The sequence below is a fragment of the Telluribacter humicola genome (assembly GCF_017355935.1).
Taxonomy (GTDB): Bacteria; Bacteroidota; Bacteroidia; order Cytophagales; family Spirosomataceae; genus Telluribacter; species Telluribacter humicola.
Genome location: NZ_JAFIQT010000001.1, coordinates 1099203 through 1124938 on the forward strand (window position 1 = coordinate 1099203; position 25736 = coordinate 1124938).

General features: G+C 47.7%; 23 protein-coding genes. 14 read left to right on the forward strand and 9 right to left on the reverse strand.

Annotated elements, in window-relative coordinates; genetic code table 11:
* Positions 1 to 138 precede the first annotated feature (138 nt).
* The 8 genes from JUB14_RS04790 (at position 139) to JUB14_RS04825 (ending at position 10292) form a co-directional block, all read left to right on the forward strand.
* Positions 139 to 2964, forward strand: coding sequence for a PVC-type heme-binding CxxCH protein (locus JUB14_RS04790; RefSeq protein ID WP_207504615.1), 2826 nt, complete (start codon positions 139 to 141; stop codon positions 2962 to 2964).
* Positions 2965 to 3262: 298 nt separating this feature from the next.
* Positions 3263 to 3835 (forward strand): hypothetical protein, encoded by a 573-nt coding sequence (locus JUB14_RS04795; protein WP_207504616.1) that lies wholly within the window; start codon positions 3263 to 3265, stop codon positions 3833 to 3835.
* Positions 3836 to 3974: 139 nt separating this feature from the next.
* The gene (locus JUB14_RS04800; protein ID WP_207504617.1) at positions 3975 to 4511 is read left to right on the forward strand and encodes a hypothetical protein; all 537 of its coding nucleotides are present in this window, start codon (positions 3975 to 3977) and stop codon (positions 4509 to 4511) included.
* A 237-nt stretch (positions 4512 to 4748) separates the two neighbouring features.
* On the forward strand, positions 4749 to 5207 hold the full coding sequence (locus JUB14_RS04805) for a hypothetical protein (protein ID WP_207504618.1): 459 nt from the start codon (positions 4749 to 4751) through the stop codon (positions 5205 to 5207).
* Positions 5208 to 5595: 388 nt separating this feature from the next.
* Positions 5596 to 6036: a DUF5990 family protein gene (locus JUB14_RS04810; RefSeq protein WP_207504619.1), complete on the forward strand. Its 441-nt coding sequence runs from the start codon at positions 5596 to 5598 to the stop codon at positions 6034 to 6036.
* Between the two features lie 171 nt (positions 6037 to 6207).
* The gene (locus JUB14_RS04815) at positions 6208 to 8226 is read left to right on the forward strand and encodes a M13 family metallopeptidase (RefSeq protein WP_207504620.1); all 2019 of its coding nucleotides are present in this window, start codon (positions 6208 to 6210) and stop codon (positions 8224 to 8226) included.
* Positions 8227 to 8414: 188 nt separating this feature from the next.
* Positions 8415 to 9179, forward strand: coding sequence for a DUF429 domain-containing protein (locus JUB14_RS04820; protein WP_207504621.1), 765 nt, complete (start codon positions 8415 to 8417; stop codon positions 9177 to 9179).
* A gap of 294 nt (positions 9180 to 9473) precedes the next feature.
* Positions 9474 to 10292: a ZIP family metal transporter gene (locus JUB14_RS04825; protein WP_207504622.1), complete on the forward strand. Its 819-nt coding sequence runs from the start codon at positions 9474 to 9476 to the stop codon at positions 10290 to 10292.
* A gap of 5 nt (positions 10293 to 10297) precedes the next feature.
* On the opposite strand, the gene JUB14_RS04830 is transcribed toward JUB14_RS04825, so the two are convergent.
* A complete protein-coding gene (locus tag JUB14_RS04830) occupies positions 10298 to 12592 on the reverse strand; it encodes a PAS domain-containing sensor histidine kinase (RefSeq protein WP_207504623.1) in 2295 nt (764 codons plus the stop codon).
* 95 nt (positions 12593 to 12687) lie between these two features.
* On the opposite strand from JUB14_RS04830, the gene JUB14_RS04835 reads away from it, so the two are divergent.
* Complete coding sequence (locus JUB14_RS04835) at positions 12688 to 12825, forward strand: hypothetical protein (protein ID WP_207504624.1); 138 nt, start codon at positions 12688 to 12690, stop codon at positions 12823 to 12825.
* A gap of 70 nt (positions 12826 to 12895) precedes the next feature.
* The gene (locus tag JUB14_RS04840) at positions 12896 to 13675 is read left to right on the forward strand and encodes a phytanoyl-CoA dioxygenase family protein (protein WP_207504625.1); all 780 of its coding nucleotides are present in this window, start codon (positions 12896 to 12898) and stop codon (positions 13673 to 13675) included.
* 157 nt (positions 13676 to 13832) lie between these two features.
* Here the strand turns inward: JUB14_RS04840 and JUB14_RS04845 are convergent, their stop codons facing one another.
* Entirely contained in the window at positions 13833 to 14216 is a 384-nt protein-coding gene (locus tag JUB14_RS04845; protein ID WP_207504626.1) for a hypothetical protein, read from the reverse strand.
* Between the two features lie 387 nt (positions 14217 to 14603).
* Complete coding sequence (locus JUB14_RS04850) at positions 14604 to 15431, reverse strand: alpha/beta fold hydrolase (RefSeq protein ID WP_207504627.1); 828 nt, start codon at positions 15429 to 15431, stop codon at positions 14604 to 14606.
* Between the two features lie 491 nt (positions 15432 to 15922).
* On the opposite strand from JUB14_RS04850, the gene JUB14_RS04855 reads away from it, so the two are divergent.
* Together JUB14_RS04855 and JUB14_RS04860 are read left to right on the forward strand one after the other, a co-directional pair.
* Positions 15923 to 16294 carry a BlaI/MecI/CopY family transcriptional regulator gene (locus JUB14_RS04855; protein WP_207504628.1) on the forward strand — a complete coding sequence of 124 codons (372 nt, stop codon included), beginning with the start codon at positions 15923 to 15925 and terminating at the stop codon, positions 16292 to 16294.
* Positions 16291 to 17700: a M56 family metallopeptidase gene (locus tag JUB14_RS04860; protein WP_207504629.1), complete on the forward strand. Its 1410-nt coding sequence runs from the start codon at positions 16291 to 16293 to the stop codon at positions 17698 to 17700. Before JUB14_RS04855 ends, JUB14_RS04860 begins: the two co-directional genes overlap by 4 nt.
* 165 nt (positions 17701 to 17865) lie before the next feature.
* On the opposite strand, the gene JUB14_RS04865 is transcribed toward JUB14_RS04860, so the two are convergent.
* The 3 genes from JUB14_RS04865 to JUB14_RS04875 form a co-directional block, all read right to left on the reverse strand.
* Positions 17866 to 18453, reverse strand: a complete 588-nt coding sequence (locus JUB14_RS04865; protein WP_207504630.1) for a hypothetical protein — start codon at positions 18451 to 18453, stop codon at positions 17866 to 17868.
* An 86-nt stretch (positions 18454 to 18539) separates the two neighbouring features.
* Positions 18540 to 19109 carry a Crp/Fnr family transcriptional regulator gene (locus JUB14_RS04870; RefSeq protein WP_207504631.1) on the reverse strand — a complete coding sequence of 190 codons (570 nt, stop codon included), beginning with the start codon at positions 19107 to 19109 and terminating at the stop codon, positions 18540 to 18542.
* A gap of 679 nt (positions 19110 to 19788) precedes the next feature.
* Positions 19789 to 20463: a hypothetical protein gene (locus JUB14_RS04875; protein ID WP_207504632.1), complete on the reverse strand. Its 675-nt coding sequence runs from the start codon at positions 20461 to 20463 to the stop codon at positions 19789 to 19791.
* Between the two features lie 145 nt (positions 20464 to 20608).
* Here JUB14_RS04875 and JUB14_RS04880 point away from each other — a divergent pair, with 145 nt between their 5' ends.
* A complete protein-coding gene (locus JUB14_RS04880; protein ID WP_207504633.1) occupies positions 20609 to 21592 on the forward strand; it encodes a Gfo/Idh/MocA family protein in 984 nt (327 codons plus the stop codon).
* Positions 21593 to 21745: 153 nt separating this feature from the next.
* Here the strand turns inward: JUB14_RS04880 and JUB14_RS04885 are convergent, their stop codons facing one another.
* The 3 genes from JUB14_RS04885 to JUB14_RS04895 all read right to left on the reverse strand — a co-directional run bounded on the left by JUB14_RS04885 (position 21746) and on the right by JUB14_RS04895 (position 24242).
* A complete protein-coding gene (locus tag JUB14_RS04885; RefSeq protein ID WP_207504634.1) occupies positions 21746 to 22894 on the reverse strand; it encodes an RHS repeat domain-containing protein in 1149 nt (382 codons plus the stop codon).
* 206 nt (positions 22895 to 23100) lie between these two features.
* Entirely contained in the window at positions 23101 to 23922 is an 822-nt protein-coding gene (locus JUB14_RS04890) for an alpha/beta hydrolase (protein WP_207504635.1), read from the reverse strand.
* Positions 23923 to 24092: 170 nt separating this feature from the next.
* The gene (locus JUB14_RS04895; protein ID WP_207504636.1) at positions 24093 to 24242 is read right to left on the reverse strand and encodes a hypothetical protein; all 150 of its coding nucleotides are present in this window, start codon (positions 24240 to 24242) and stop codon (positions 24093 to 24095) included.
* Between the two features lie 294 nt (positions 24243 to 24536).
* Between JUB14_RS04895 and JUB14_RS04900 the strand changes: the two genes are divergently transcribed.
* On the forward strand, positions 24537 to 25580 hold the full coding sequence (locus JUB14_RS04900; protein ID WP_207504637.1) for a hypothetical protein: 1044 nt from the start codon (positions 24537 to 24539) through the stop codon (positions 25578 to 25580).
* Positions 25581 to 25736 lie beyond the last annotated feature (156 nt).

Genomic DNA, 25736 nt, shown 5'->3' on the forward strand with positions numbered 1-25736 from the left:
GTTTGAAATGCACTTCATCACCATAAAAAGCAACTGGGTAGAGCTGGGGATAGGATAAGTAGAGATAGTTGTATAGTAGTTACACGCTAATTGATTCTTTATAAGTCAACTATTCGACCCTTATTCCTACCCGTTCCTATGCCTACCTTACGCCTGTTCCTACTGCTTCTGACCGCCCTTGGCGGTGTCTCCCACACCTTCTGTGTCGCACAGCAATCCAATTCCGCGCAGGATAATGTTAAATACGACCGTGACTATGCCCTGGAGGCTACCATGCTGGGGTACTTCGGGAAGGACGGCGCCCGTAACCCCATCCTGAAAGCCAATAAGGGTGACAAGGTACGTATTACCATTACCAACGGGGAGCAGATGACGCACGATATAGCGCTGGAGAAGCTGGGACTTAAAAGTAAGACCATCCAGGAAAAGGGCGCTACTACCAGTATAGCCTTCGTGGCGCAGCAGAGCGATACCTACTTCTGTACCGTACCGGGGCACCGCACGGCGGGCATGGTGGGGAACTTCGAAGTAGTGGAAGGTGCCATTACCGGCAATACCGTAGCCGGACAGGTACCTACCCGTAATGGTCAGCCGCTGAACCTGGATTTTGAAACCGGCTCCCTGAAAGACTGGACAGCCACGGGTGACGCTTTTACAAATGCGTTGTACAACCAGGACCCATCACCGGTGCATGAAAAAGAGATGCGTATCGGGTACGAGGGCCAATACTTCCTGAGCAGCGGCGGTACTGTTAATGCCAGGCAAACGGGTACCCTTACCTCCGCTCCCTTCAAGGTGACGCAGCCCTTTGCCGCCTTCCGCGTGTCAGGTGGTGCCTTACAGGATACCCGCGTGGAACTGGTGCAGGCCGGTACCAACAAGGTAGTCTTCCAGATTACGGGTCAGGGACGGGCTACCCTTCAGCCGGTGGTGGTAGACCTGCAGCCGTACCTGAATCAGGAGATATTTATACGCATCGTTGATAACGAAACGGGGCTTTCACAGATCCCGTACATACCTCACGATAAGTGGGCGCACATCAATTTTGATGATTTCCAGCTGTACCCCAGCCGTCCCGATTTTCCGAACGAACTTAAACCCAAAGACATCATTATCCTGCCACCGCTGGACCCGGTCCTGAACGCTGGTCTTTCGGGCATAAAGGCCGCCGAGGCCATGACGCCACCCAAAGGATTCAAAGTAACGCTGGCTGCCGCCGAGCCGGATGTAGTACGTCCGATCAGCTTTGCCATCGATGCCCGCGGTCGGTTGTGGGTAGTGGAAGCGCATACCTACCCGACTCCGGCCCCCGAAGGACAGGGCCGGGACCGCATCCTGATCATGGAAGATACCAACGGCGACGGTACCCTGGATAGCCGGAAAGTATTTATGGAGGGCCTGAACCTGGTGAGTGGTATTGAGGTAGGCATGGGTGGCGTATGGCTGGGAGCCGCTCCCTACCTGTTGTACATTCCTGTCGATGCCAAAACCGATAAGCCTGCCGGTCCGGTTCAGAAGCTGCTGGACGGCTGGGGTACTCAGGATACGCACGAAGTACTTAACAGCCTGCGCTGGGGACCTGATGGCTGGCTGTACGGTACCCACGGCGTATTTACGAACTCCAACGTAGGTAAGCCCGGAGCACCCGATAGCGAACGTACTAAGATCAACGCCGGAGTGTGGCGGTACCATCCTACGCGGCAGACTTTTGAGGTATTTGCGGAGGGCAGCAGCAACCCCTGGGGCATTGACTTCAACGACTATGGTCACCCGTTCATTACGGTCTGCGTGATCCCGCACATGTACCACGTCATACATGGCGCTCGCTACCAGCGTCAGGCCGGCAAGCACTTCAACCCCTACACCTACGACGACATCAAGACCCACGCCGACCACGTACACTGGGTAGGCGAGCGGGGACCGCACGCGGGTAATTTCCGCTCGGCCTCGGCCGGAGGTGGTCACGCGCACTCGGGAGCCATGATCTACCTGGGCCATAGCTGGCCGCAGGAGTACCGCAACCAAATATTCATGAACAACATCAACGGCTCCCGCCTGAATATTGATAATCCAACCCGTGCCGGCTCGGGCTATATGGTCACCCACCGTCCGGACTTCATGGCTATGAACGATTCGTGGTCGCAGTGGCTGAATTTTAAGTACGACGCCAGCGGCTCGGTATGGGCCATCGACTGGTATGACAAGAACCAGTGCCACAGCCCCAACCCCGATGTACACGACAAAACCATGGGGCGTATCTTTAAGATCTCCCATGAAAATGATAAATGGGTAAAGGTAGATCTGACCAAAGCAACTGACCAGCAACTGGTCAACTACCAGCTGCACCCCAACGAATGGTACGTACGACAGGCCCGGACGATCCTGCAGGAGCGTGGACCAAACAAGAAGGTACATGCCGCTCTGAAAGATATCCTTGCTAAGAATCCGGCCGCCACGCGCAAGCTACGGGCACTCTGGACGCTGCACGTCACCGGCGGACTGACCGACAAAGACCTCCATAGTCTGCTGTCCCACGACAACGAGTACGTACGTAGCTGGGCTATTCAACTCCTGACGGAGGATAAAGTAGTAGCACCCGAGACGCTAAAACAATTCGCTACCATGGCGCAGAAGGATGCCTCCGCGCTGGTACGCCTCTACCTGACTTCCGGCATGCTGCGGCTGGAACCCACTCAGCGCTGGGAGGTGATGGAGGCCCTGGTACAGCGCGCGGAAGACAAGGACGACCACAATCTGCCCCTCATGGCCTGGTACGCCGCCGAACCCCTGGCTACCGTGGACGTGAAGCGCGCCTTACAGTTAGCCGAAAGGGCAAAGTTGCCCAACATACTGACCTACATGAAGAAGCGGGTAGAAGCCATTGGTACCGATGAAGCGAAGAAGGCTTTGAGTGATTTCAATGCCCGTTTGGGTATGGTGGAGCATTCGCACACTAGCCACTAAGCTTATTGTCAATAGGGAGACACACATTACCCTGATGGCCTACTTCTGGAATAGGGCCGTCAGGGTAATTTCTTAGTATTTAACTTGGACGAATTTGGTAGAGACTTAGTATAGGCTTACTCAATGACTTTGGGAGTTACTGAATATCTTTTTGTATACCCATAGACACAGGGTTGAATTTGAAGAAGAGTGAAGAAATATTCAGTGCTCATCTTTTGGCATGTTATTGGCAGGTAGAAATTTGAATAATTAAGCAATTTCTACTCAAGAAACATAAACCCTCATTCACAACTCCTCTATGAAAATTATTGCAAAGCTTCTTCCCTATTTGATCACAGCAATTTCAGTTTCATCATGTGTTACTTCCAAACCAGTCTTACCTCCTGATAACAGTATCCAAAAGCTAAAAATACCAATGTCTATAAAGTCCATTCAAATTGTGGATAGTAGAGACTCTGTATCTATGGGTGACGATATTCAACTACCTTTTATATTAAAGCCAAACCAGCATATTGAGTTTTATCCGAATTTATCCGAAGTACATAAATCCTTGCTTAGTACACTCATCGATGATAATATGGTACAAGAGCCAGGGGAGGGGTTTGAGATACAAGTAGAGCTGCTAGAGGCAATTAAGATATTTTCATCAACCTGGACTTCTGAAAAGGAACAAGTAAAAGCAAAGGTAAGAGTTACTGCATCGAATGGTACAGGCCGTATCTGGTCTGAGGCACAGGGAGAATCTTTCGTAACATCAATTGATGCACAAAATGCGAAGTTTGAGGAGTTGTATAAATTAAATTTGAAGAATGTAACCTATAAAGCATTAGAACTTTTAAAAACATATAAAGCACCAGTAACAGATAGTTAATGCATCCCGAGCTACTCTCCGCCTGAGTGTTGATATCACCGACGAATCGGGTACTTACTAATAAGCTAATTACGCGGAATTTGTTGCTGAAAACACCAGCAACGGCGAATTAATATACAGAGGTCCAAAAAGTAAAAATATGAAAATAGGTTCAACCGTAATACTTATTATGCTTTTACTCATAAGTTTTTTGGTTTTTTCTCAAACCCCGAACAGTTCTCTTGGGACTATTATCTTTAATTTAAAGTTCTCCTCTTTTAGCGAAACTGGGCTTGGTGGAAAAGTTAAAGTTGTCAATATAGCTACTGGAGAAGAGCACTTAGGAAAATCACCTAATGGACTTAATTCCTATATAATAATAGAAGATTTGCCGAAAGGTATCTATAAAGTCGTTGAACTTTTAATCAAAACGGGTTCTGGGCAAATTCATTACTATGATGAATCAAAATTTAACCATCTTGAAGTGACTGGAGGTGAAACTTTATATTTGGGATCATATAAAGTAAAGAAAACATCGCAACTATTAAAATTAAACTACGAATTATTTCATGAAAAGAATATTGACACAGTTAAGATAAATGAGCAGTCGTTGAAAATCAGTGGAATAGAAAACGATATTAATTTTACCCAAAAGCTTTTTAAATACGATACGATATATTTAAATCTTAGACAATAAAGTTCTCCTTGTCGGTGTCAATGTCTATAAATCAGATAATTGTAAATGGGTTACATGCGTAAAAGTTGCTGGTGCAAAACACCAGCAACGGCCGAATGGTCGTCTCGCCTTTGCCGGTATTATCACCAGTAAGTAGGAGATCGCCAATGAGTCGCTCGCATAAAAATTACTGCTGTTCTTCACCAACAACGGCGGAAATTCAGTAGTTATATACAATCTACACCAACCCGATAAGCAATGAATTATTTACAATCAGCCGGAGCAGGATTGGCCGGTGCCTCTGCATTGACCCTGCTCCACGAAACAGTAAGGCAGTTTAATCCGGATGCCCCGCGTATGGATCTGCTGGGGATGCGTACCATAGACAAGTACCTGCGCAAAGCAGATATACAGCCTCCCCGGGGAAAGCCACTGCATACAGCTGCCATGGTGGGCGATATTCTTTCAAATACCTTGTATTATAGCCTGGCAGGCGCTGGAAAAAAAGATACCCTATGGCTGCGCGCCGCAGGATTAGGACTGGCAGCCGGTATCGGAGCTATTGTATTGCCCGGACCTATGGGCATAGGCGATGCCCCCAGTTCCCGCACTCCTCAAACCAAAGCCATGACCATTGCCTGGTATCTGGCCGGAGGGCTGGCTACTGCAGCGGTGCTGCATTGGCTCACCAAGTCAACTAAGCCCAGCTCTTACTAGCCAAACCTGTCTCTTTGAGGCGTCCGCGCCCGCGGTGGTTCGGACTGGTTCTGAGCCCGGAAGCGAAGCGTTGGTTCACCTTAGACGGTAAGGGACTGCGGGCCGGGCGGCCGGAGCCGCAGCATCCAACCGGGCCATAAGCGCGACGAGGTGTGCATTTCAGCACTGGCCCAGCATTCAGAGCAGATCATTAGACAGATTCACTACAACGGAACCAGGGAAAGCGAGCGGCCAGCTATGCGTCAACTATTGCATTCGCCTTTGCTGGTGTTAAAACCGGCAAAGCAGGTACCTGCCAGTGAGCCACTCGCGTAAAAGTTGCAGGTGAAAGGAGCCAGCAACAGAGTAACAACAGTATGCAGCAAAGTTCAATCCTCCATTCTGCTCTATGTCAAAGGAAATCAGACTGATGATTATTCTACAGAACCCACTAGACGGTGTGATGTATGGATTACAGAAGGGGAAAGGTGCCGATTACGAGACAGTGCAGGCCCAACTCGGAAAGGGTCAGGATTTGTCCTTTGAATTTACCATCCAGTTGAAACAAGCAAAAGGCTCGGGTATTTCACTGGGTGGTCCATACGTCCAGGGGCCTGTCGGGAACCGCTTTGTCTACCTCACTAGTGGGAGCTATGCCGGACAAAGTGGAACCCTTTGTAATGGCCGCCTGAAGGTTCCCCTTTCCGAAGCGGACTTCCAGGACTCTTTCTCTGATGATGGTACGTACAGCTGGTCCTGCACAGTGCCTGGTCAAACTAAAGACGGAAAGCCTGTCTTTGCCACTGTGAAGCCCTTCGGCGGATGGTCCAGCCGCAAGCTTTCTGACTGAGCGTGTGCATACCCTAGGAAGTATTGCCGTAAGCAGGGCTGACGGGGCACTAGTAATCTGAAGCACGCCACGGTACCCTGTTATTTTTTTCAAAGCAGGGAGTACCTTATCTTTCCCAACGATTTCAAGCAAATCTCCTCAATACTGATCAGCAGCTTTTACCTACCATTCATGAAACATATATTATTCTTCGCCCTGGCCCTGTTGGCGGTCGTAGCCTGTAGCCGTGTTTCGTTGCCGAGTTCCAACCGAGTCGTCCTGACCGGAGTAGATATGACCAAAAAGCCCGGAGATGATTTCTTTGCCTACGCCAACGGCGTCTGGTACGATAGCGTGCAGATTCCGGCGAGTCAGACGGGTGTGGGCTCGTATTCCTTTCTGAATTACCCGCAGCGCGTGCGGTTGCAGGGGATTCTGGACAGCGTATCGGCCAGTGCCAACGCGCCCGGAAGCATTGGGCAAAAGGTGGGGGATTTTTATGCCTCCGGTATGGACATGGCGGCGATCAATAAACGCGGCTATGAACCCATCAAGCCCCTGCTCGACCGTATTGAGGCGCTGACCGATGTAGCCTCGCTGCTGAAACTGGTGGCGGAAGAGCAGAAAGCAGGGAATGGGTCGCTCATTGGTTTTGGTGTGGGACCTGATAACAAGCAGAGTACCATCAACATAGCCCAGTTTTCTCAGACAGGGATTGGTTTGCCGGACCGTGATTACTATTTCAAGACGGATTCGTCCACCGCCCGAATTCAGCAAGCGTACAAAGACTACCTCATGACCCTGTTTAGATTAACGGGGACCGAAGCATCGGTGGCGGCCAGAAACGCTACCCTGGCCTATGAACTGGAAAAGCAGCTGGCCGCCTCCCATAAAACCAATATTGAACGCCGGGATGTGAAGGCCAACTACAACAAACTGGCCGTCGCTACCCTGGCCCAAAGGCAGTCTGCTCTCCGCTGGCCCACGCTGTTGAATGGTCTGGGCCTGAACGTAGATTCGGTCAATGTGCGGCAGCCAGCCTACTACGACAAGCTGAACACCCTGCTGGAAACGGTTCCGCTCGATAACTGGAAAGTGTACCTCAAATCCCACGCCCTGACCAGCTACGCCAATTTTCTCAGCCAACCCTTTGTGGATGCCACGTTTGCGTACGCCAAAGCGCTGACCGGACAGGCCGTCAAGCAAACCCGGGCCGAAGAAATGACACTGGCGGTAGATCGTTCGATGGGAGATGCCCTGGCCCAGCTGTACGTAAAAAAGTATTTTCCGGAATCGGCTAAGAAGCGGATGGAGGTACTGGTAGCCAATTTGAAAACAGCCTTCGAGGCCCGTATCAACCGCCTGGACTGGATGAGCGATTCGACTAAGGTGAAGGCAAAGGAAAAACTGTATGCCTTCACGGAGAAAATCGGGTACCCTGACAAATGGCGGGACTACTCCAACGTGGATATAAAGCGGGATGCCTATTTTGAAAACCGGCTGTCTGCGGCTAAAAATGAGTACCTCTACAACCTGGTGAAAGTAGGACAGCCGGTGGATCGGACGGTGTGGCTTACCACTCCGCCCACGGTCACGGCCTACAACTATCCTTCGCTCAACGAAATTGTTTTTCCGGCGGGTATCCTGCAACCGCCCTACTTCGATGTAAATGCCGACGATGCGCTGAACTATGGCGGCATCGGCATGGTGATCGGGCACGAAATCACGCACTCGTTCGACGATCAGGGAGCCCAGTATGATAAGTATGGCAATGTAGCCAACTGGTGGACACCGGAAGACTACGCCAAGTTTAAGGCAAGAACCCAGCAGGTAATTGACCAGTACAATCGGTTTACCGTACTCGATTCGGTGCCCGTGAAAGGTGCTCTGACCGTGGGCGAAAACACCGCTGACATTGCCGGGGTGGCCATTGCGTACGACGCCTTCAAGTTGACTGAGCAGGGCAAAAGCAATCAAAAACTCGACGGCTTTACCCCCGATCAGCGTTTCTTCCTCTCCATCGCCCGGATATGGCGCGTCAAAACCAGGGATGAGTTCATGCGCATGTATGTCAACACCAATCCGCACTCACCCGCTAAATGGCGTGTGAACGGACCGCTTATGAATTTTACGCCTTTCTACAAAGCGTTCAACGTGCAACCGGGTGACAAGATGTACAAAGCCGAAAGTGAGCGGATTGTAGTCTGGTAAGGAAAGAGGTGGATCCTGCCCCGTAGGAATCAGGTATTTACTAATGACTCATTCGCGTTAAAGTGGCTGGTGTTTTTACCAGCAACGGCGGAATATAAACTAACGGAACACAGAGTACTACTACATCGCAAAGCCGCAAAACGCCAGGCAAAGTTGTTTTATATCAGCTAAATCAGGGTAGGGTACTGATGGTATCAGTAGGAATAGATGGCTGCAAATCTGGGTGGGTGGCATCTTCAAGTGAAGATCCATGTACATTAGTTTTTAAAAACATAAAGGAGCTTACCCGCTTTTATGGAAAGGATGCATTTTACCTGATAGATATACCTATCGGGCTTCCAAGTTTTAATGTGACCCGGGAATGTGAAAGCATGGCGAGAAAATTATTGGGAATGCCCAGAAGTGCCAGCGTTTTCAATGTTCCATGCAGAGCGGCAGTTTACAGCGAATGCTATGCTGATGCACAGGTAGAAAACAGAAAGCAACTGGGGAAAGGCCTTTCAAAGCAAACCTGGAATATTGTCGCTAAGATAAAGGAGGTAGATGAGTTCCTTGTCAGCAATCCATTTTACAAACAGATCGTACGAGAAGCCCATCCTGAATTATGCTTCTATAGTCTGAACGATGGTTTTGCGATGGTTCACAGTAAGAAAAGTGCTGAAGGAGAGGCAGAGCGGTTGGGCGTACTAGGTATATATAATTCAACTATTCAGGAAGTATTCAATCAATCCTTGTCATTAACTAAGGGTCGTCAAGTGCTGCGCGATGATATCATTGACAGCTTATGCTTGGCAGTCAGCGGGACATTGATTCAGCAGAAGGCAGGGTGGCGAATTCCAGCCGAAGTAAAGTCTGATGATGAAGGAATAGAGATGTCTATGGTATTTGCCTCGGGGACAGCTTCGCCTGCTAATAGGTTTGGCGCAATGGCGGCGGAAGTGCAGCTAAATTGAACTTCAAAAAGAGGTGGAGCTACTAGTCGCTGGCTACTGTGGAAAAATTAAAAACAGGGAAAGATGGCATTTGCGTAAACAAACTAGCCAAATTAGATATTTCTACCTTAGAAAAACGGGTAGGACTACCATGGCCTGTATCCTCGAGCACCACGTATGCCCTTGCGGGTAAGACTGGTACTCAGGGAGGGCGGTGGTAATGACTGGCCGTTGGGTACTTGCGTAGGAGGTACCCCCCGCAGGCGTAGCGGCTAACGGACCGGCTACGAAAACATAACGAATACTGGAACAACCATGAACATAGACTGGCTGCTGGACTATGACCCGGTGCTGCTGGCCCTCGGTGCTACCCTTTTTACGTGGGGCCTGACCGCCCTGGGGGCCTCGTTGGTATTTTTCTTCAAAACCATCAACCGCCGGGTACTTAATCTGATGCTGGGCTTTGCCGCCGGAGTGATGATTGCCGCCAGTTTCTGGTCGCTGCTGGCCCCGGCCATCGCGATGGCCGAAGCGCAAGACTCCGGCCCCAGCTGGGTACCAGCGGTCGTGGGATTTCTGGCCGGGGGAGCTTTCCTGCTGCTGGTGGACAAAACCCTGCCCCACCTCCACAGCCGGCTTACGGTAGATAAATCAGAGGGCATCAAAACCTCCTGGGAAAGGAGCGTGCTGCTGATCCTGGCCATTACGCTGCACAACATCCCCGAGGGCCTGGCGGTAGGTGTTGCCTTTGGAGCCCTGGCTCATTCGTCCAGTGTGGGGGCACTCTCGGGGGCGTTGGTACTGGCCCTGGGCATTGGCCTGCAAAACTTTCCGGAAGGTACCGCGGTGTCGGTGCCCCTGCGGCGGGAGGGTTTCTCCCGGTCCAAAGCCTTTTTTTACGGTCAGCTTTCCGGGCTGGTCGAGCCCGTAGCCGGAGTCCTGGGGGCCTACCTGGTGGTGAGCATCGGGCCTCTGCTGCCCTATGCTCTTTCCTTTGCCGCGGGTGCTATGATTTTTGTGGTCGTGGAGGAGCTCATTCCCGAATCACAGGCCGGCGACCAAACCGACCTGTCTACCATCGGGGCTATGCTTGGCTTCGCAGTTATGATGCTGCTGGATGTGGCCCTGGGCTGATGGGGTTACACAGGCAGAAGTATATAGAAGGTGGAACCTACACCAATTTCGCTGGTAGCCCAGATTGCTCCGTTGTGATTTTCTGTCACTTTTTTGGCAATGGAAAGCCCCACTCCTGTTCCTGAGTATTCCGATTTGCCATGCAGTCGGTGAAAGATTCGGAAGATCCGCTCCGCATAGAGTTGGTCAAATCCGATACCATTATCACGGACTTCTATTAAATGGAAGGCGCCATTTTCCTGATCAACGGGAAGATTAACAGACTTGGATACGTCTGTACCCATGACTTTACGGGATTGTATGGAGATTTCTGGAGGTGTAGCGGGTTTGCTGTACTTGAGCGCATTACTGATCAGGTTGTAAAAAAGCTGCTGCAGCTGGCGTCTGTTTCCTTTTACAGTAGGTAATGAACCCATCCCGATTCTTGCTCCTTTTTCCTCTATGGGAAGTTCCAGGTCAGCAAGTACCTTTTGGACCTTTTCATTCAGATCAACCCATTCCATTTCACGGGGACGCTCATTCACGTGCGAAAACTCCAGCAGGTCATCCACCAGCAACTGCATACGTTCAGCCGCTATTTCAATCCGGTCGATCAGGCCGGTATCTTTTTCATCCAACCCTTGGGTTAGCTTCATTTTTAAACGGCTGGCAAACGTTCTGATTTTCCGGAGCGGCTCTTTCATATCGTGAGACGCCACGTGGGCAAACTCCTCCAGACTTTGATTTGAGCGTTTGAGTTCTTCTACCAACAAGTCCTTTTGTAGCTGTGCTTCTTTGATGGGTGTGACATCCGTAAAGACATGGATGAGGTGGTTCTGGTCCATGCGGGACACACTTATTTCCAGCCATCGTCCGGTTATCTCCAGGAAATGCTGTATTATGAAAGGTTTACCAGTTTCAAGCGTTTGCACGCACATTAGGAAATAGGGGGACTGGAGCATACCGGGATCTATCTCCGTAACCTTTTTGCTTAAGTATATATCTCTGGGAATGCCTGCAATTTGCACAGCGGCATCATTGGCCAGGATAGTGCGGCCATCTACTACCTGGCCCTGTTCGTCACGGATAACTTCGGAAACCGATATACCATTGGAAGAGCCGGACAGTATATTATCAAGCAGTCTTTTTTGCTCTTCTATCTTCTGTGCCGCTTTCTTTTGCTCCAATACATCTGCAAATGTTATCACTACCCCGTTTTCTCCGACTTTCACAGAAGATATGTCAAACCAGGCGTCGAGGCCCTCCCCTTCATACCGTAGGTCAAACCGCGCCGCAACACCCGTTTCTATCACGTTGCAATGCGTAGCAAAAACGCCCGTAGTTACCGCGGTCGGAAACAGTTCCCTCATGGTTTTTCCCAGTACTTCTTCTTCTGTCTTGCCGATCATCTGCTTGTACATTTCATTGATCTGTGTGTAGCGTAGATCCAGGATAGTACCTTCTTCATCTCGTATGGCCTCACACGTAAAAACAGCGCTGAGCGAAGCATTCAGAATATTATTGAGGTAGTCGGTTTGTTGCTGAAGGACGTGTTGTGACTGTTTTAACTCTGTGATGTCACCAAGCATAGCCAGAAAACCATCATCCAGCTTTACTGCATCAACAGAAAGCCACTTTCTGGATCGTTCTACATACTGCTCACGCTGTATAGACGTACCTTTTTCTACCACCTCTACATACCGGTCAAAAGCGTTCGCCGAACCCAGGATCTGCAGTATTCCGCTAAGCGGTAGGGTAGCACCTTCCTCTTCGGTAAGTCCCAATAATCCATTCCGCTGCTCATTATACACCCGTACCTTGAAGTCAAGAATGGCACCCTCACTACTCCGAACCGCATCAAACACGGCTATTCCAATGGGAGAAGCCTTCACAATAGATTCCATGGTGCGGCGGGTTGCCTTTTCTCTTTGTTCGGCCTGCCGTTGGGCTCCGCGGTCACGGGTAATACTAAGTACTCCCTCATTATGGAGGTGCCTTACGGTTTCGTATACCCGATTGGTAGAATGAGTGGTAAAAGTGAATTCTTTCATCTCACCCGTCTGGTATACATCAAGAAAGTGTTTGAAGTTTTCAGGAGCGCCCTTTTCAGTAGGAATTCCATCACGTAAGATATGTAAACCTTTCAGTTCTCCCTTTGGATGACCAATCGCTTCAATCGCTGCTTTATTGGCATATCCTATCTCAAAGTCCTCCACAGCTCCCTCACCGGAAGATACAGGCTTTACCCAGATCAGCGCGTCGGGCACCTGGTATAATATGGATGCCTCAATAGAGGAAGTCTGAAGATCGTTACTGATCATAAGAAAGGGGACGAGATAAAGTTATTTGTAGAATCAGACAAAAGTAATAACAACCATATAAACCCTTTTTGTTATAATCTCCTTTTACTTAGTCTGTGTCTCCACATTCGGAGGGCCGCTCCATCGTGGGTGAGGTCACAGATTGGCAGGGATACTCGCCAGGGCAGCTCAACGCCATGAAAGCGAACCTCGAGCGACTTAAGCAAATGGGTATCGAGTCAATCGAGAACTGATTTATATAGGTAAAAGGGGTAGTGTGAATGCTACTACTTTGCAATATTTTCACCGTTATCCAAAGTATACGTGGAGCAGTTATCGCCAGAGCAGATAGAGAGTTTTATTAATGATGGCTTCGTCAGGGTAGAGCATGCCTTCCCCGAAGCAGTTGCGGAGGAGTGTCGCTCGATATTATGGAAAGCCACAGGATGTAATCCACTCGAACCGGAGAGCTGGACACAGCCCGTAATTCGCATCCATGAACTGGGGCTTGAGCCGTTTCAGAAAGCAGCCAATACAGATCTTCTGCATAACGCCTTTGATCAGTTAGCAGGCAAAGGTAACTGGCTACCCAGAGCAACCCTTGGCTCGTTTCCTATCCGCTTTCCCAGCCTGCAATTGGCCGGGGACACGGGCTGGCACGTAGATGCCAGTTTTCCGGGTGATGATGCGAATGATTATATGAAGTGGCGGGTAAATATTCACTCCAAAGGACGGGCCTTACTCATGCTGTTTCTTTTTTCGGATGTATCTGACCAGGACGCACCCACCCGGATCAGGGTAGGTTCTCATCTGGATGTGGCAAAAGTACTAGCCCCCGAAGGTAAAAGCGGCCTTTCGTTTATAGAGCTGGCCCAGAGGCTCGATGGTCTACCCAAACGTGCAGAGGCATTGGCCACCGGTAAGGCAGGCACGGTGTATCTGTGTCATCCTTTCATTGTACATGCGGCACAGGAGCATCAGGGTACCAGCCCAAAATTTATGGCACAGCCGCCCTTGTTACCAAAGAGGGAATTTGACCTCAGCCGGAGTGAAGAGGAGTTATGTCCCGTTGAAAAAGCTATTCTGAAAGGATTGAGACATTGACAGCTCTGCCGCAAGCGCTCGATTAATAGAATGCTCCCTCTCTTCAATATTCAGCCCAATACCAAAAGAAGCCTGTTAGATTACGCGTAATCTAACAGGCTTCTTTATTTTTCTGCGGTACCCTTCGTATCACAGGGATACTAGTACTGACTAATAACTATTTCTTTTTGCCACCTCCGAATACGACGGTTTGCTCATTGCCATCCACCTGGGTAGTCCAGTCGATCAGCAGGCTTTTTGTTTTTTCATTCTGAGAGTAGCTGAACGTGTTGGTACCATCGCCAGCCGAGTAGATGGTTCCATACTGTTTCAAATCATTGATAACAAAGGAGTCGAACTGCCGGCTCGAAACTTCAACCGAAGTTGTACTTAGCTGTTTTAAAGTTATCTCTCCCTCCGAATAGGTAGAAGTTCCGAGATTTTTTTCACTCTTGACACTCACCGGGCCAACAAAGGTACCGCTTATGGAAGGGTCGGGCGTGTTGTCTTTACAGCTACTAAACGTTACGAGTGCTATCAAAAGCAGAAAGATGTTTTTCATGGGCTACTTAGAATCAATTTTTAATAGTTATGGATTGGACATCGACAAAAAGCATCCGGTGTAGCTTTGCCAGAGTCTACACCTATGATCCCTGTCTTGCTTCAAAGGTTGGATATTTTATCTAAGCAGGGATAGCTAAATTGGATGAATGGTATGAAGTAGTATACCAACTGTTACAAGTCATACCTGAATTGGAAGCCTGCCAGTAGTAGCTAAATGAGGTAACTAGTTTGCCTTTGCCTGTAATGTCACCGGTGCTTCAGGTACTTGCCGATGAGTCACGGGCGGAGAAGTTGCTGGTAAAAAACCAGTAAAGTAGTAGTGAGATCAGGAAGGAATACCTGATCCTATGAAAGTACCAGGATCAGGTATTGGTACGAAATAGATCTACTTTATAAAGGGAGAAATGGCTTCCCACACTGCCGGGAAATTGCAGTAAAAAACCACATGACTACAGCCCGGAATAATGGATAACTGGGATTTCGGGATCATTCTGGACGCGGCTACTACTCCCTCTACTGTGTGGTAGCCATCCCGATCACCACTCATGACCAGTACAGGGCATTTGATCTTTTCAAATGTTTCTCTGCTGATATAATCTTCGTTGTAAAGCACATTCAGCCTGGATAAGCTTTCCCCCCACTTTTCCGGCTGAGGCATAAGTTCCAGTCGTGTTTTGAAGAACTGCCCGCTTTGGCTCATTAGTGATTCAGGTGTATAGTTAGCCTTTTCCTTTCTGCTTCCTTTCGGGTTGTCAGCAGCTCCAATGGCAATAAGTTTCTTCACCAGTTCAGGATGTATAGCAGCGAGTTTGTACCCGCTGTAGGCTCCGTCACTGAAGCCCAGTACTACTACGCTATCCGGGGTGATACTCCGAATGACCTGGTAGGCATCATCTGCCCTTTGCTGGTACGTATAAGGCTCTTTACCATTTTCTGATTTGCCGTGCCCGCGGGTGGCAATACAAATCACCTGGTAGTTCTCTGAGAGTTTTGAGATAAAGGGCGCAAATTCATCAATGTAGCCATACACCCCTCCGTGTAGGAGTACCATGGGAGCTCCTTTGCCGTATACTTCATAGTATAGCCTGGTTCCGTCTTTCAGGGTGTGGTACTTACCGGCTACGGGATTGTTGCCATAGGGTATACTATTTTGTCCTAAGACAGCAGTGGCCCAGGTAGTAAGGAGTACCAGTAAAAGGGTAGTTAGTCTCATGAGTAGCAGGTAGTGATGATGGCTATGATTTTTTAATTGTTACAAACCTTTGTCCGGCGTTATGCCAGCGGTAATTACAACAGGCTCCTTAATGCATTGCCTTTCGTCTCACCAATACCTGTACTTTTCACGGCTAAGCATTCTGAATGCCCGTCTTAGTAGTTCATCAAATAGCATGCCCACCAGTAAAATACCCCCTATAGACCGTCAAAAGGCCTTTTTAATGAATTTGAGCTGGAGAAAACGTTCAGTCCCGAACGATATTTGTTCGTTTCTGAACATGGTAATGGTACATGGGAGCAGCATTTACTGAGGTCCATATTTCTATTGACTAATAGTGGAAGCAGTACCCTCCGCCAGTACTTCCTGCTTGCGCTGACTACAATCACTTTATTCATCAGAGTAGGTAGGCCAGGTTAATTTTTGGCTGATTGTTAGGTAGTTTGAATTTTTGTTCTACATTTGTAGAGTAAACTTTGTACTTGTAGAATATGAGGCTAACCGAAACCGAAGAAGTACTGATGCACCACCTGTGGCAGCTGGAAAAAGCATTCATGAAGGACCTGCTGGATGCCTATCCGGAGCCCAGGCCGGCCCCTACCACGGTAGCTACCTTACTCAAACGGATGATTGATAAAGGCTTCGTCGCCTACCGCGAGTATGGCAACTCGCGGGAGTACTACCCGCTGGTGGCTAAGGAAGAGTACCTGTCACGGCGGATGAAGGGGCTGATCAGCAGTTTTTTTAATGACTCGGCTGGGCAGTTTGCCTCGTTCTTTACCCGCTCGGCTGACCTGTCGGCCTCCGAACTGGAAGATTTGAAAAAGATCATTGATCAGCAACTCAAACAGAAAAAGCCATGATCACGTACCTGGTTAAGTCCGTCCTGTGCTCGGTTCTGCTGCTCCTGTTTTACCGGGTCTTGCTCGAAAAGGAAAAGATGTTCCGGTTCAACCGGGTGTACCTGTTGGGGAGCCTGGTACTTTCGGTAGTACTGCCGCTCGTTCCGCTGGAGATCCTGCTGGAAGAGCCACTTTTTCCGACACCTTCCTCGGTGGAGCCCGTCATTGAGGACGGCAGGCCGGTACCCTACACGGTACAGCTCCTGCCCGAGCCTGTTATTGCGGATAGCTTTCGGTGGGAGTGGATGTGCTGGGCTCTGTACCTGAGCGTAGCCGGATGGCTGCTGGTCCGCTTCGGCTGGAATATCAACCGGCTCCGGAAGTGTATCCGGGAAAATGAAGTACGGGTACAGGAAGGGTTCATACTGGTGTTGCTACGTACTCCTACCGTTCCTCATAGTTTCCTGAACTACATATTCCTGACCCGGGAGGAGTACCTGAGCGGTACCCTGCAAAGGGAGATTCTGGTACATGAGATGGCCCACGTACGCCAGCAGCACAGCCTGGATGTACTGTTTGTAGAGTTGCTGAAAACACTCTTCTGGTTTAACCCTGCCTTCTACTACTACCGCAACGCCATCGCCCTCAATCATGAATTCTTGGCTGATGCATCCGTGCTGGCTGCCTGTCAGGATGTACCCTCTTACCAGCACCTCCTGCTCGAGAAGGTACTGGGGCCGGTTGCTCAGCCCTTTATCAGCAAGTTCAACTATTCATTCACCAAAAAGCGATTCGTCATGATGAACAAGCATACTTCCCGTAGCCGCGCCCTGCTGGCTCAGTTGTCCGTTCTGCCCTTGTTAGTGGTACTGTTTTTCGCATGCAGTGATTTTTCCGTAGCTCAGGTACCACCACCGCCTCCTCCGGTTCCCGCACCGATAGGTCAGTTAAGCTCTGCTGATTTGGTGAAGGAGTATAATGAGTTGGTAGAAAAGTACATAGATAGGGATAAGTTTAACTATGTCAAGATGCCTTCGGCAGCGGATGCGCAGCGAATGGAAGCACTCATCAGTGCCATGAGTAAAGAACAAGTCGCTTCGCTGGAATATATTATCCATACCTCAAAGCCTCTACCCCGAATTACACCCTCGGAGTCAGACTATGAAAAGTACAAAGATTCGAAAATGTATGGTGTGTGGATCAATGAAAAGAAGGTACCTAACAGTGAACTTAATAAGTACGAAGCTTCTGATTTCTCGCAGGTTTTTGTGAGTAAACTCTATCCCAATGCGCAAAAAACCATTGGCTATAAGTACAAGTACCAACTTGATTTGATGACTACGGACTACTATGAAGCCTACCGCAAAGAGACATTGGAGAATCCCAGAAAGTATATTGTTCTTAATAGAAACCGAGATTCAAAGTGAATACTGCCACTAGTAATCTGTGTTTCCCTGACCTGACTACATACACACAGTATTATTTTCTTGTAGCGAGCTGGTGAATTAACTAGCTAATTCACCAGCTCGCTTAATTTTTAAGAAGTATAGGATATGTATCAGTGGAATGAAACGGGTGAAATAGGACCACCTTTAGTAAATATTGAAACCGATCAGAACATCAAAGGCAAGTGAATTTCTTTTTCCTTCGGGTACCTGTACATTTCCGTGCGAAAGCCGTCCCTGAATGTCTACCGTTAAATTCTTTCGCTGCCATAGCTCATAACCGGTACTTAACGATGTTTTGAAACCCCGGCTGTGGTACCTGCCTTCACTTTCATCCTTTACATCATAAAAGACGGGATTATCCATGCCCACACCCATTCCCCCTGTAATCCATAACCTGTCATTGACCCAATATTGGAGGGATGGGAGCAGCCCTTCAAAGCCCCTGAGTCTTTCGCGAGGTGATGTAGCGTTGCCACTGTACCTGTACGTAGTGACTACCCCCTGAAGTAGAAGCGCCGTTCGGCTGGTAAGCATGGAGCCGATTTTCCAGTTATAGGCCACACCAACCTGAGCCTCATTGGGTGTATTCGAAATGGTAGTATGAATAGAGCCCGCTCCGGCTGACACTCCCAATACAAATCCTTTTTTATAGATGGTAGCGTTGTCCTGCCCCAGTGCCTGCTGGAGGAGAGAAGTAATAACAAGACAGAAAATAAGTACAATAGACCTCATCGTATCAAATAGTTATGGGATGATTGATGAGACAAAGGTCCAGGTGCAGAGGTGAAATAAAGTTACCCTGTGGTAATAAATCCGCCCTAGTCAATGTTTTTTCTAATCCGGCTTAAGCTCTGCGTAGTGATACCTAAGTAGGAAGCTATGTGCTTCTGCGGAGTCCGCTGAATGAGCTTAGGCTGCCGGTCCAGTAGTTGCAGGTACCGCTCCGTCGCGTTCTTCATCAGTAGGTCGATCTGCTGGTTTTGTTTCTCTACAAACGAAGTCTCGGCGGCGATCAGGAATAGAAGTTGCCCCATAGGGGTTGCTTTTAATTGGTTGATGTTGCCTTTGGAGAGTCTCAGCATCTCGCTGTTTTCAAGCGAGATGGTTTCGATGGGGGAGGAGAGTCCGGTGTATAGGGACATGGAGTCAGCAAAGAAATCCTCTTCGTACATCAGGTCAAGGCAGACGTAGTTGTTCTCTTTCCAGATAAATACACCGCCGCTTCCTTTCAGTATGAAGTAGCCATACTTTTCAGTACTTCCACCTGCCTTGATCACCTCGTTTTTTCGGAAGCTGACCATCTCACCGTACGAAGCAAATTCCTCCCACGCCGCTAGGGGAGCCTCAAAATATTTATCAAATGAGGATTTTAATCTTTCTGCTAACATGTGCTAAGGTGGAGTACTATCTATAATTAGCTTTTGTCTTACAGCTATCTGCCGAAGAGCTTAGGATAGAAGAAATACGTAGGAAAAAGAATACATACTATTGCTCCTAGTACCAGAAAGACTGCCAGAGGCCGTTCAACCATTTGTTTTGTTTCAAAATCTAATATTAATCCTTTCTCTGATTCGATCTGAAATACTTTTGGCTCCCAATCTTCTAATTGCGATTTCTCTATCCAGACTGTAATTGAATCTGCCTGATTCAGTCTTTTTCTTATGATAGAGTATGGCACATGTCTGTATTCTGAACCAATGTTTTCCGTTATGGTAAACTTTTTTTTAAACTCATACAAGTAAAAGGTCAGTTCTGCCTCTCGACTTTTAGGTTCTGATCTAAATCGCCCTTTACCTAATGTAGTTAATATGTTGATATCGCATGATTCTAAAGTGCCTTTCAGTGGTATTAATGAATTTCTGGGGGTCAAGGAATCTAAAAGGGAGGGTATTGACAAGCAAAGTAATGTGACTCCTAAAACGTACATTCGTATTAGGTAGCTTCTGGTAACGCTATCTTTTATATTAACTGCCAATTTAGTGGGGAGTAGGTTGCAATATCGTTATAAGAAAATAGATATGGATATTCTTGCCATTGGGAAGAGGTTAGGAGGCGGATCGCTAACAACTAATTAGAATATGCAACCGACCCATCAAAATGCGCTGTGACTGTTTTACTATCGCTTACGGTAAATGAAGCCAGGTCAAGGATTTCACGCTTTGATATGGATTTTCTTTGCCGCTCAGATAGTCTGTAAGAAGCTACTTTGAATGGATCGTAAATTACAAAGTCTGGATCAAATGCTTTTTGTAAGGTATTAAGGACTAGATTTTCAATCTTGTTTCTGCTTGCATGGGTATAGAGGGGGCGGGTAGTCCACTCCAAAAGTTCATTGTAAACCAGTACCACCCTGCCATCCACCAGGGAATAATAACTTGGAAACCGCGTAAGCGAACTCTTATCAGATAGTGGGTAGCTGCTGGTAGTTAGGGTGAAAGTAGCTACCACCTCTTTGGCGTGTGTATCTAACTGCTGTAAGGATATAGGTCCGGGAAGAGCGAGTTTGATGCGATCAATGGTAACAAAGCCATAGCCCTTTCCGAAAAGAGCCGAGCTGTCTGATCGTTCCTGAATAAACTTCCTTACTTCCCTATATAGTAAAGGATTAGTTCGGAGGTCAATGAAATGGATCTCTAAGCTGTCTGTACGATTAATGATCTTTCCGGGATGGTAGGGATCTTCTTGAGCCCATGCGCTGAGGCATAGCAGAGCTAATATGGAGGTGAGGAAGAGGTTTTTCATAGAAGTATGATCTATACCATAAACATACTACTCTTTGTCTCCACGAGCCAAAGAACTAGTTGTTTTTACTTGATAGGCTATGCGCGCCTGTAAGGGTAGTAGTTTGCATCTATGGTCTTTCCCTTATAGCTAAACAACTATATACATGCTTGATACTATCAAATGGGGGATCATCGGGTGCGGCGATGTTACGGAAGTCAAAAGTGGCCCCGCCTTCTCCAGGATACTGGATTCGGAACTGGTAGCCGTTATGCGCCGTGACGGCGCCAAAGCCGCTGACTATGCCCAACGGCACGGCGTACCTACCTGGTACGACCAGGCCGATGACCTCCTGAACGACCCGGAGGTGAATGCCATCTACGTGGCTACCCCACCCGATACGCATAAAGAATATACTTTAAAGGCCCTCCGGCTGGGCAAACCCGTATACGTAGAAAAACCCATGGCTCTTAATACCGCCGAGTGCGAAGAGATGGTCAGGGTAAGTAAGGAAACCGGTACTCCTCTCTTCGTTGCCTACTACCGTCGGGCCCTCCCATACTTCCTCAAGATAAAGGAGTTGGTAGAGCAGGGGGTAATAGGGGATGTAAGAATGGTACAGGTTACGGTACATAAGTCTCCCTCCGCGGAAGAAACAGCACCCAGCGCGCAACCTAAGTGGCGGGTACTGCCCGAGGTGTCGGGTGGGGGACACTTCCACGACCTGGCTTCTCATCAATTCGATTTTCTGGAATTTCTGCTGGGATCAATCAGAAAGGCAGAAGGCGTAGCCCGAAATCAGGCCGGGCTCTATCCGGCGGATGATGCCGTGGTGGCTGCCTTTGCGTTCGAATCGGGCGTAGTGGGTACGGGTAGCTGGTGTTTTACAGTTCCCAAAAATCAGCAGAAGGAAGAAACGTATCTGTTGGGCAGCAAAGGGAAGATTACCTTTTCATTCTTTGAGATGGGGAAACTCACCATTGAGACGGAGCAGAATACCGAAGTACTTACCATTGCGGCTCCTGCCCACATTCAGCAACCTCTGATTGAAACGATCGTGGCGGCGCTACGTGGTGAGGGTACTTGTCCGAGTACCGGCGAAACGGGTACACGATCCAGTATGATCCTGGATTGGATTACACAGGTGTAGGTGTATTCTATACATCTGCTAATCAGAAACTTTATCTAGCACAGATATACAATGCGTTTGTGAAAGGCTGGTCTAACACGAAGGAGGTACCATAATAAAAAAGGAAGAGTTTAACCACTCCTCCTTTTTTATAGTCTTCTTTACCTTAAGCTTTTAATAGCTATATACTGTTTTACTATAATTCATGATCTGGCCGTTGTTGTTCCGGATTTTTGTGGTCACTTCCGTTACATAGCCATCTGCATCGTATGTATATACATTTAGCAATTTTTCACCGCCTTCCCAGCCTTCGGCTACTACATTGTTTTTAGAATTATGTTCAAAATACAGGCTAGGCATTTTTATTATTGCGTAGGGGTTAATGTTCAAGTCGTACTGGAAGCTTTTACGTGTTGTTGTGTAACCAGGAATTATAGTTATTTCCTCAACCCGGTTACCACCGACGTACTTGAGCTCTATCCGGGAGCCATTGAGATCAGTGGCGTTCTTACCCATCAACATCACTATGCCTTCACTGGTATACTTATTGGTGTAAATATGGTTTTCAGTAAGGTAATGGTATTTTGATTCAATAATACGCCCCTTATTATCAAATGTATAGGCATTATGAGACCAAACAATGCCATCCTTTTTATAGGTGCTGTTAACCCAAAGTTCGTTACCTTCTTGAAGGAATATATCACTGCTGCCTGAACGTAATACCCCATCGCTGGGATCTGGAGCATAAGCATGTACCTCATTGATGCGGCCCTGATCATCGTAGATAAATTGCTTTTTGGCACTTAACCGGGCAGTCCCATTTACAAAGCTATATTCGCTTACCCATTGCAATTTTTTAGCTTCTTTACGGCCGCCCAGCTGGTAGAGGGAGCCTTCGGTAGCTTCGGCCTTATTCACTATCTTTTCATCAGTGACACCCCACTTTTGCAGCTTCAGGCCGTAGCGTGAGGCCTGTTTAGGGAGGTATATAACCTGTGTACCGGCATTTAGCGTTGTATCTTTTTGTTGTGCCACTCCCCTGGCGTCCCAGGTAGTAATGGTAACAGTAGCGGGAATACTGTCATACACCACATCACCAACGGTTATGACCGCTTTTACGTGGATGGGGAAATAGCCTTCTTCTGGTTGTGGCACAGACACCGGTGGCTTTGGTTGTAACAGGTCATCATTCTTACAGGCCGTCGCTAAAATAGCTACTACTGATAATTGCATGACAGCGCTTGCTAATCTTCTTTTCATTTTTGGGTTTAACTGTTGAATATGGCTAATTGACAGGTGCAAAAATGGGTAATGAGCAAGCAATAAAAGTCTGACTTATCACTGAAGCGTCTTTTTAGCGGTCTGAACCGTAGGTTTTTTTCAATTGAAGAGCTAACGGTGTACGGATAGAAATCTGCATGAGAGGTAAGTGTGCTATAAGAAGAGCACTCAATGTAGGAATTCCTTCTCGTGATCTGTGTACCTACATACCATGGAGATAGATTAAAAATTAGTCATCAAATAAATAGCTAAGGGCTTGCGAGTAGCTTTTTGATTAGCTGCGTTGTTTGAGTATGCGTTAGAATGGTTTCGTGGGTTGATCCTGGTAAGGCTACAAACCAGTCGCTGGAGTCTAAATAGGCTTTGAGCTTATGAGCGGTACTGTTTGGGTTATCGGTACTGATGACGACAACCGGACTTGGCGCTTTTTGTACGTCCTCTTCGGTGGGAAAGACAAAACCATTCACAGACGGGAATGGATAGTAAAGCAGATCAGTAAAACGGTCGCTAAAGTCACCACCGGCTGAGGCCGGATCAATCAGCAGAGTGAATTTAGGTCGGTTTGCAGACGCCAAATGGGCCGCCACCCTGCCTCCTAACGAGTACCCACAAATGACAATATCGGCTTCCCGATACCGATGTTTTAAGGTGTCATAAACCGTCTGGGCATCGCTATAGAAATTGGCTAAGCTGAGAGGGCCTTTACTTTTACCATGCTGCCGATAATCGGTTATTAATACATCATAACCAGATTGCAGAAAAGTAGGAGCCATGTGACCCCAGTTTGCTAATGTTCCCCCATTCCCTTTCCAGAAACAAACTACTCCTTTTGCTTTTGGTACCTTGAAGAGTATGGCATTCAACAGGCCACCCCGTGGAGTTTGGAAATTGAATTCCTCTGTATCCTGTGGGAAGTTGTACTTGAAATCACTCGGAAGCGATGTCGACCTGTACCGGGCGGTCTGTTGATCTTTATTCGCATAAAGCCATACATAGACATCAATATAGCATAGCAAGATTATCAAAAGCCCTGCCCAGAGCCACCTGATTTCTATCTTTTTAGCTGACATTCTCCTTCGATTTAAATAGCATCAAAATTAGAGTGCTGTCTGCTAAGTACCTACTTAATAAAAGTTAAATAGTATTGTGTAATAAGGGGTGTCATAGTTACTGCTGCCACAGACCTTCCTCTCTGGCCTGTGTCTCCACCTTGCGTAGATACACAGCTGAGGTATCTCTCTTAAAAAAAACTCGAACCCGTAGGCCGTGTTCCCACATGCCCTACCCAGTACTCCTCTCTCGCCAGTTTAAAACTACCAAAACCTCCTAAGCCCACACCTCGCACCTCCTGCATGATACGGGCCATATCTGCCTTAATGGCGTCGGGCACATGCAGTAGGCTATTTCTTCTGCTGATACAAAGACCTGGATAGGTTTGATCTCTTCTGGTGTTTTGAAGGGGAACATCCCGGAAATAGGCAGTAGAATGGTTAGAATCATTATTTTTGTATAGATCTCAACTACATAGTGAGGCTTGTATCCTGGCTGCCATCAATCAGACCAAGCCCCAAAGGATGTATCAGCTATTCACCCGAGGGCAATAACAAATCTGAATTATGAAGAAAGAACTGATAAACAAAAAGCAGTCCTCCGATCGCGGTTGCAACTGAAATACGAAAAGCTTTTGAAGGATATTGAGGCAAACAAAGTATTGCAGCAGAATATGGAAGAGGGCATAAAAACCGTCATGCCCCGGATTGAAAACGAACTGAGTCCTCTGATTGACCAAAAAAATAAGCTGTTCAGACAGCGTTTACTTCGCCTTGACGAGTTAGCCACCGAACTGGGCGTTGGAAAACTAAATAAAGACTGGTTTGAACCCTACATGGTGGAACAAACGAGTATCCTGATGCAGCAAAACGGATATGGGGACGCCGAACTAAAAGCTATTTTTGAAAAATACAGCAGAGAACCCCTCCTTCCCAGTGATGACGAACTGGCTGACTACGCCCAAAAGGTTAAAGACGAGTTTGGGATAGAGATGAATATCAAAGAAATGATGGAGAAGGGATTGGAAACCTACTTGCGGGAAAATAAGGACGAGTTTCAACAGAAAATTTCGGAAAAATGGGAGGAGCAGGAGGCCGAAGATATTCGAAACTATGACCCGGCTACTAAACAGAAGGTAAGCAAGCAAGACCGGGTGCTTATGCAGGATGCCAAGACTATATATATGCGCCTAGTAAAGAAGTACCATCCAGACCGCGAACTCGACGAAGCCCTCAAAGTCCGGTATACAGATATAATTCAACAGGTTACGACGGCCTATAAGAGCAATGATTTTCTGACGCTTCTTAAGCTGCAAATCGAACACCTTGATGAAAAAGAGGCCGACGCCACTTTCCTGGCCGAAGATATGCTCAAACGTTACAACAAAATTCTCCAGAAGCAATTGAACGTAATAAAGGAGGAAGTTGATTTTATGAAATACAGCAGTATGGGGCTTTTCGATGAATTTTTTGACCGAAACCATCAGTTTAGTAAAAGTAAGTTTACCCGCTATAAAAAGAAGCTGAAAGAAGAAATTGCCGACATGGAGGAAGACATTCAAGCCTCCTATAAGCGAAAAAAGGGGTGGTTTAAGGAGTGGATCAGGGAAATCAAAATGTACCAGCAGGAGGTACTGATTCAAGAAACCATGCTGCGGTTTTACAGTTTTGAGGAATAAGGTTTACTAAAAAGCAAGTCATCCAATGCGAAGGGCAATGATTCGGTCTTATTTTCAATCGGATTGCCTCAGTCGTACCACCTGCCGGTGAAGGATGTGGTCAGCTGGACTCGCCTTAGTTTGGCGGTTTGGGAACTATCCACTGGCGAGGGTCAC

What these genes read in the sequence shown, in the direction of transcription:
- JUB14_RS04855 (WP_207504628.1), top strand. Translation starts at nt 15,923, where the DNA reads ATGAGGCTAACCGAAACCGAAGAAGTACTGATGCACCACCTGTGGCAG.
- JUB14_RS04860 (WP_207504629.1), top strand. Translation starts at nt 16,291, where the DNA reads ATGATCACGTACCTGGTTAAGTCCGTCCTGTGCTCGGTTCTGCTGCTC.
- JUB14_RS04845 (WP_207504626.1), bottom strand. Translation starts at nt 14,216, where the DNA reads ATGAAAAACATCTTTCTGCTTTTGATAGCACTCGTAACGTTTAGTAGC.
- JUB14_RS04805 (WP_207504618.1), top strand. Translation starts at nt 4,749, where the DNA reads ATGAATTATTTACAATCAGCCGGAGCAGGATTGGCCGGTGCCTCTGCA.
- JUB14_RS04790 (WP_207504615.1), top strand. Translation starts at nt 139, where the DNA reads ATGCCTACCTTACGCCTGTTCCTACTGCTTCTGACCGCCCTTGGCGGT.
- JUB14_RS04815 (WP_207504620.1), top strand. Translation starts at nt 6,208, where the DNA reads ATGAAACATATATTATTCTTCGCCCTGGCCCTGTTGGCGGTCGTAGCC.
- JUB14_RS04810 (WP_207504619.1), top strand. Translation starts at nt 5,596, where the DNA reads ATGTCAAAGGAAATCAGACTGATGATTATTCTACAGAACCCACTAGAC.
- JUB14_RS04820 (WP_207504621.1), top strand. Translation starts at nt 8,415, where the DNA reads ATGGTATCAGTAGGAATAGATGGCTGCAAATCTGGGTGGGTGGCATCT.
- JUB14_RS04825 (WP_207504622.1), top strand. Translation starts at nt 9,474, where the DNA reads ATGAACATAGACTGGCTGCTGGACTATGACCCGGTGCTGCTGGCCCTC.
- JUB14_RS04830 (WP_207504623.1), bottom strand. Translation starts at nt 12,592, where the DNA reads ATGATCAGTAACGATCTTCAGACTTCCTCTATTGAGGCATCCATATTA.
- JUB14_RS04890 (WP_207504635.1), bottom strand. Translation starts at nt 23,922, where the DNA reads ATGTCAGCTAAAAAGATAGAAATCAGGTGGCTCTGGGCAGGGCTTTTG.
- JUB14_RS04865 (WP_207504630.1), bottom strand. Translation starts at nt 18,453, where the DNA reads ATGAGGTCTATTGTACTTATTTTCTGTCTTGTTATTACTTCTCTCCTC.
- JUB14_RS04880 (WP_207504633.1), top strand. Translation starts at nt 20,609, where the DNA reads ATGCTTGATACTATCAAATGGGGGATCATCGGGTGCGGCGATGTTACG.
- JUB14_RS04870 (WP_207504631.1), bottom strand. Translation starts at nt 19,109, where the DNA reads ATGTTAGCAGAAAGATTAAAATCCTCATTTGATAAATATTTTGAGGCT.
- JUB14_RS04850 (WP_207504627.1), bottom strand. Translation starts at nt 15,431, where the DNA reads ATGAGACTAACTACCCTTTTACTGGTACTCCTTACTACCTGGGCCACT.
- JUB14_RS04795 (WP_207504616.1), top strand. Translation starts at nt 3,263, where the DNA reads ATGAAAATTATTGCAAAGCTTCTTCCCTATTTGATCACAGCAATTTCA.
- JUB14_RS04875 (WP_207504632.1), bottom strand. Translation starts at nt 20,463, where the DNA reads ATGAAAAACCTCTTCCTCACCTCCATATTAGCTCTGCTATGCCTCAGC.
- JUB14_RS04800 (WP_207504617.1), top strand. Translation starts at nt 3,975, where the DNA reads ATGAAAATAGGTTCAACCGTAATACTTATTATGCTTTTACTCATAAGT.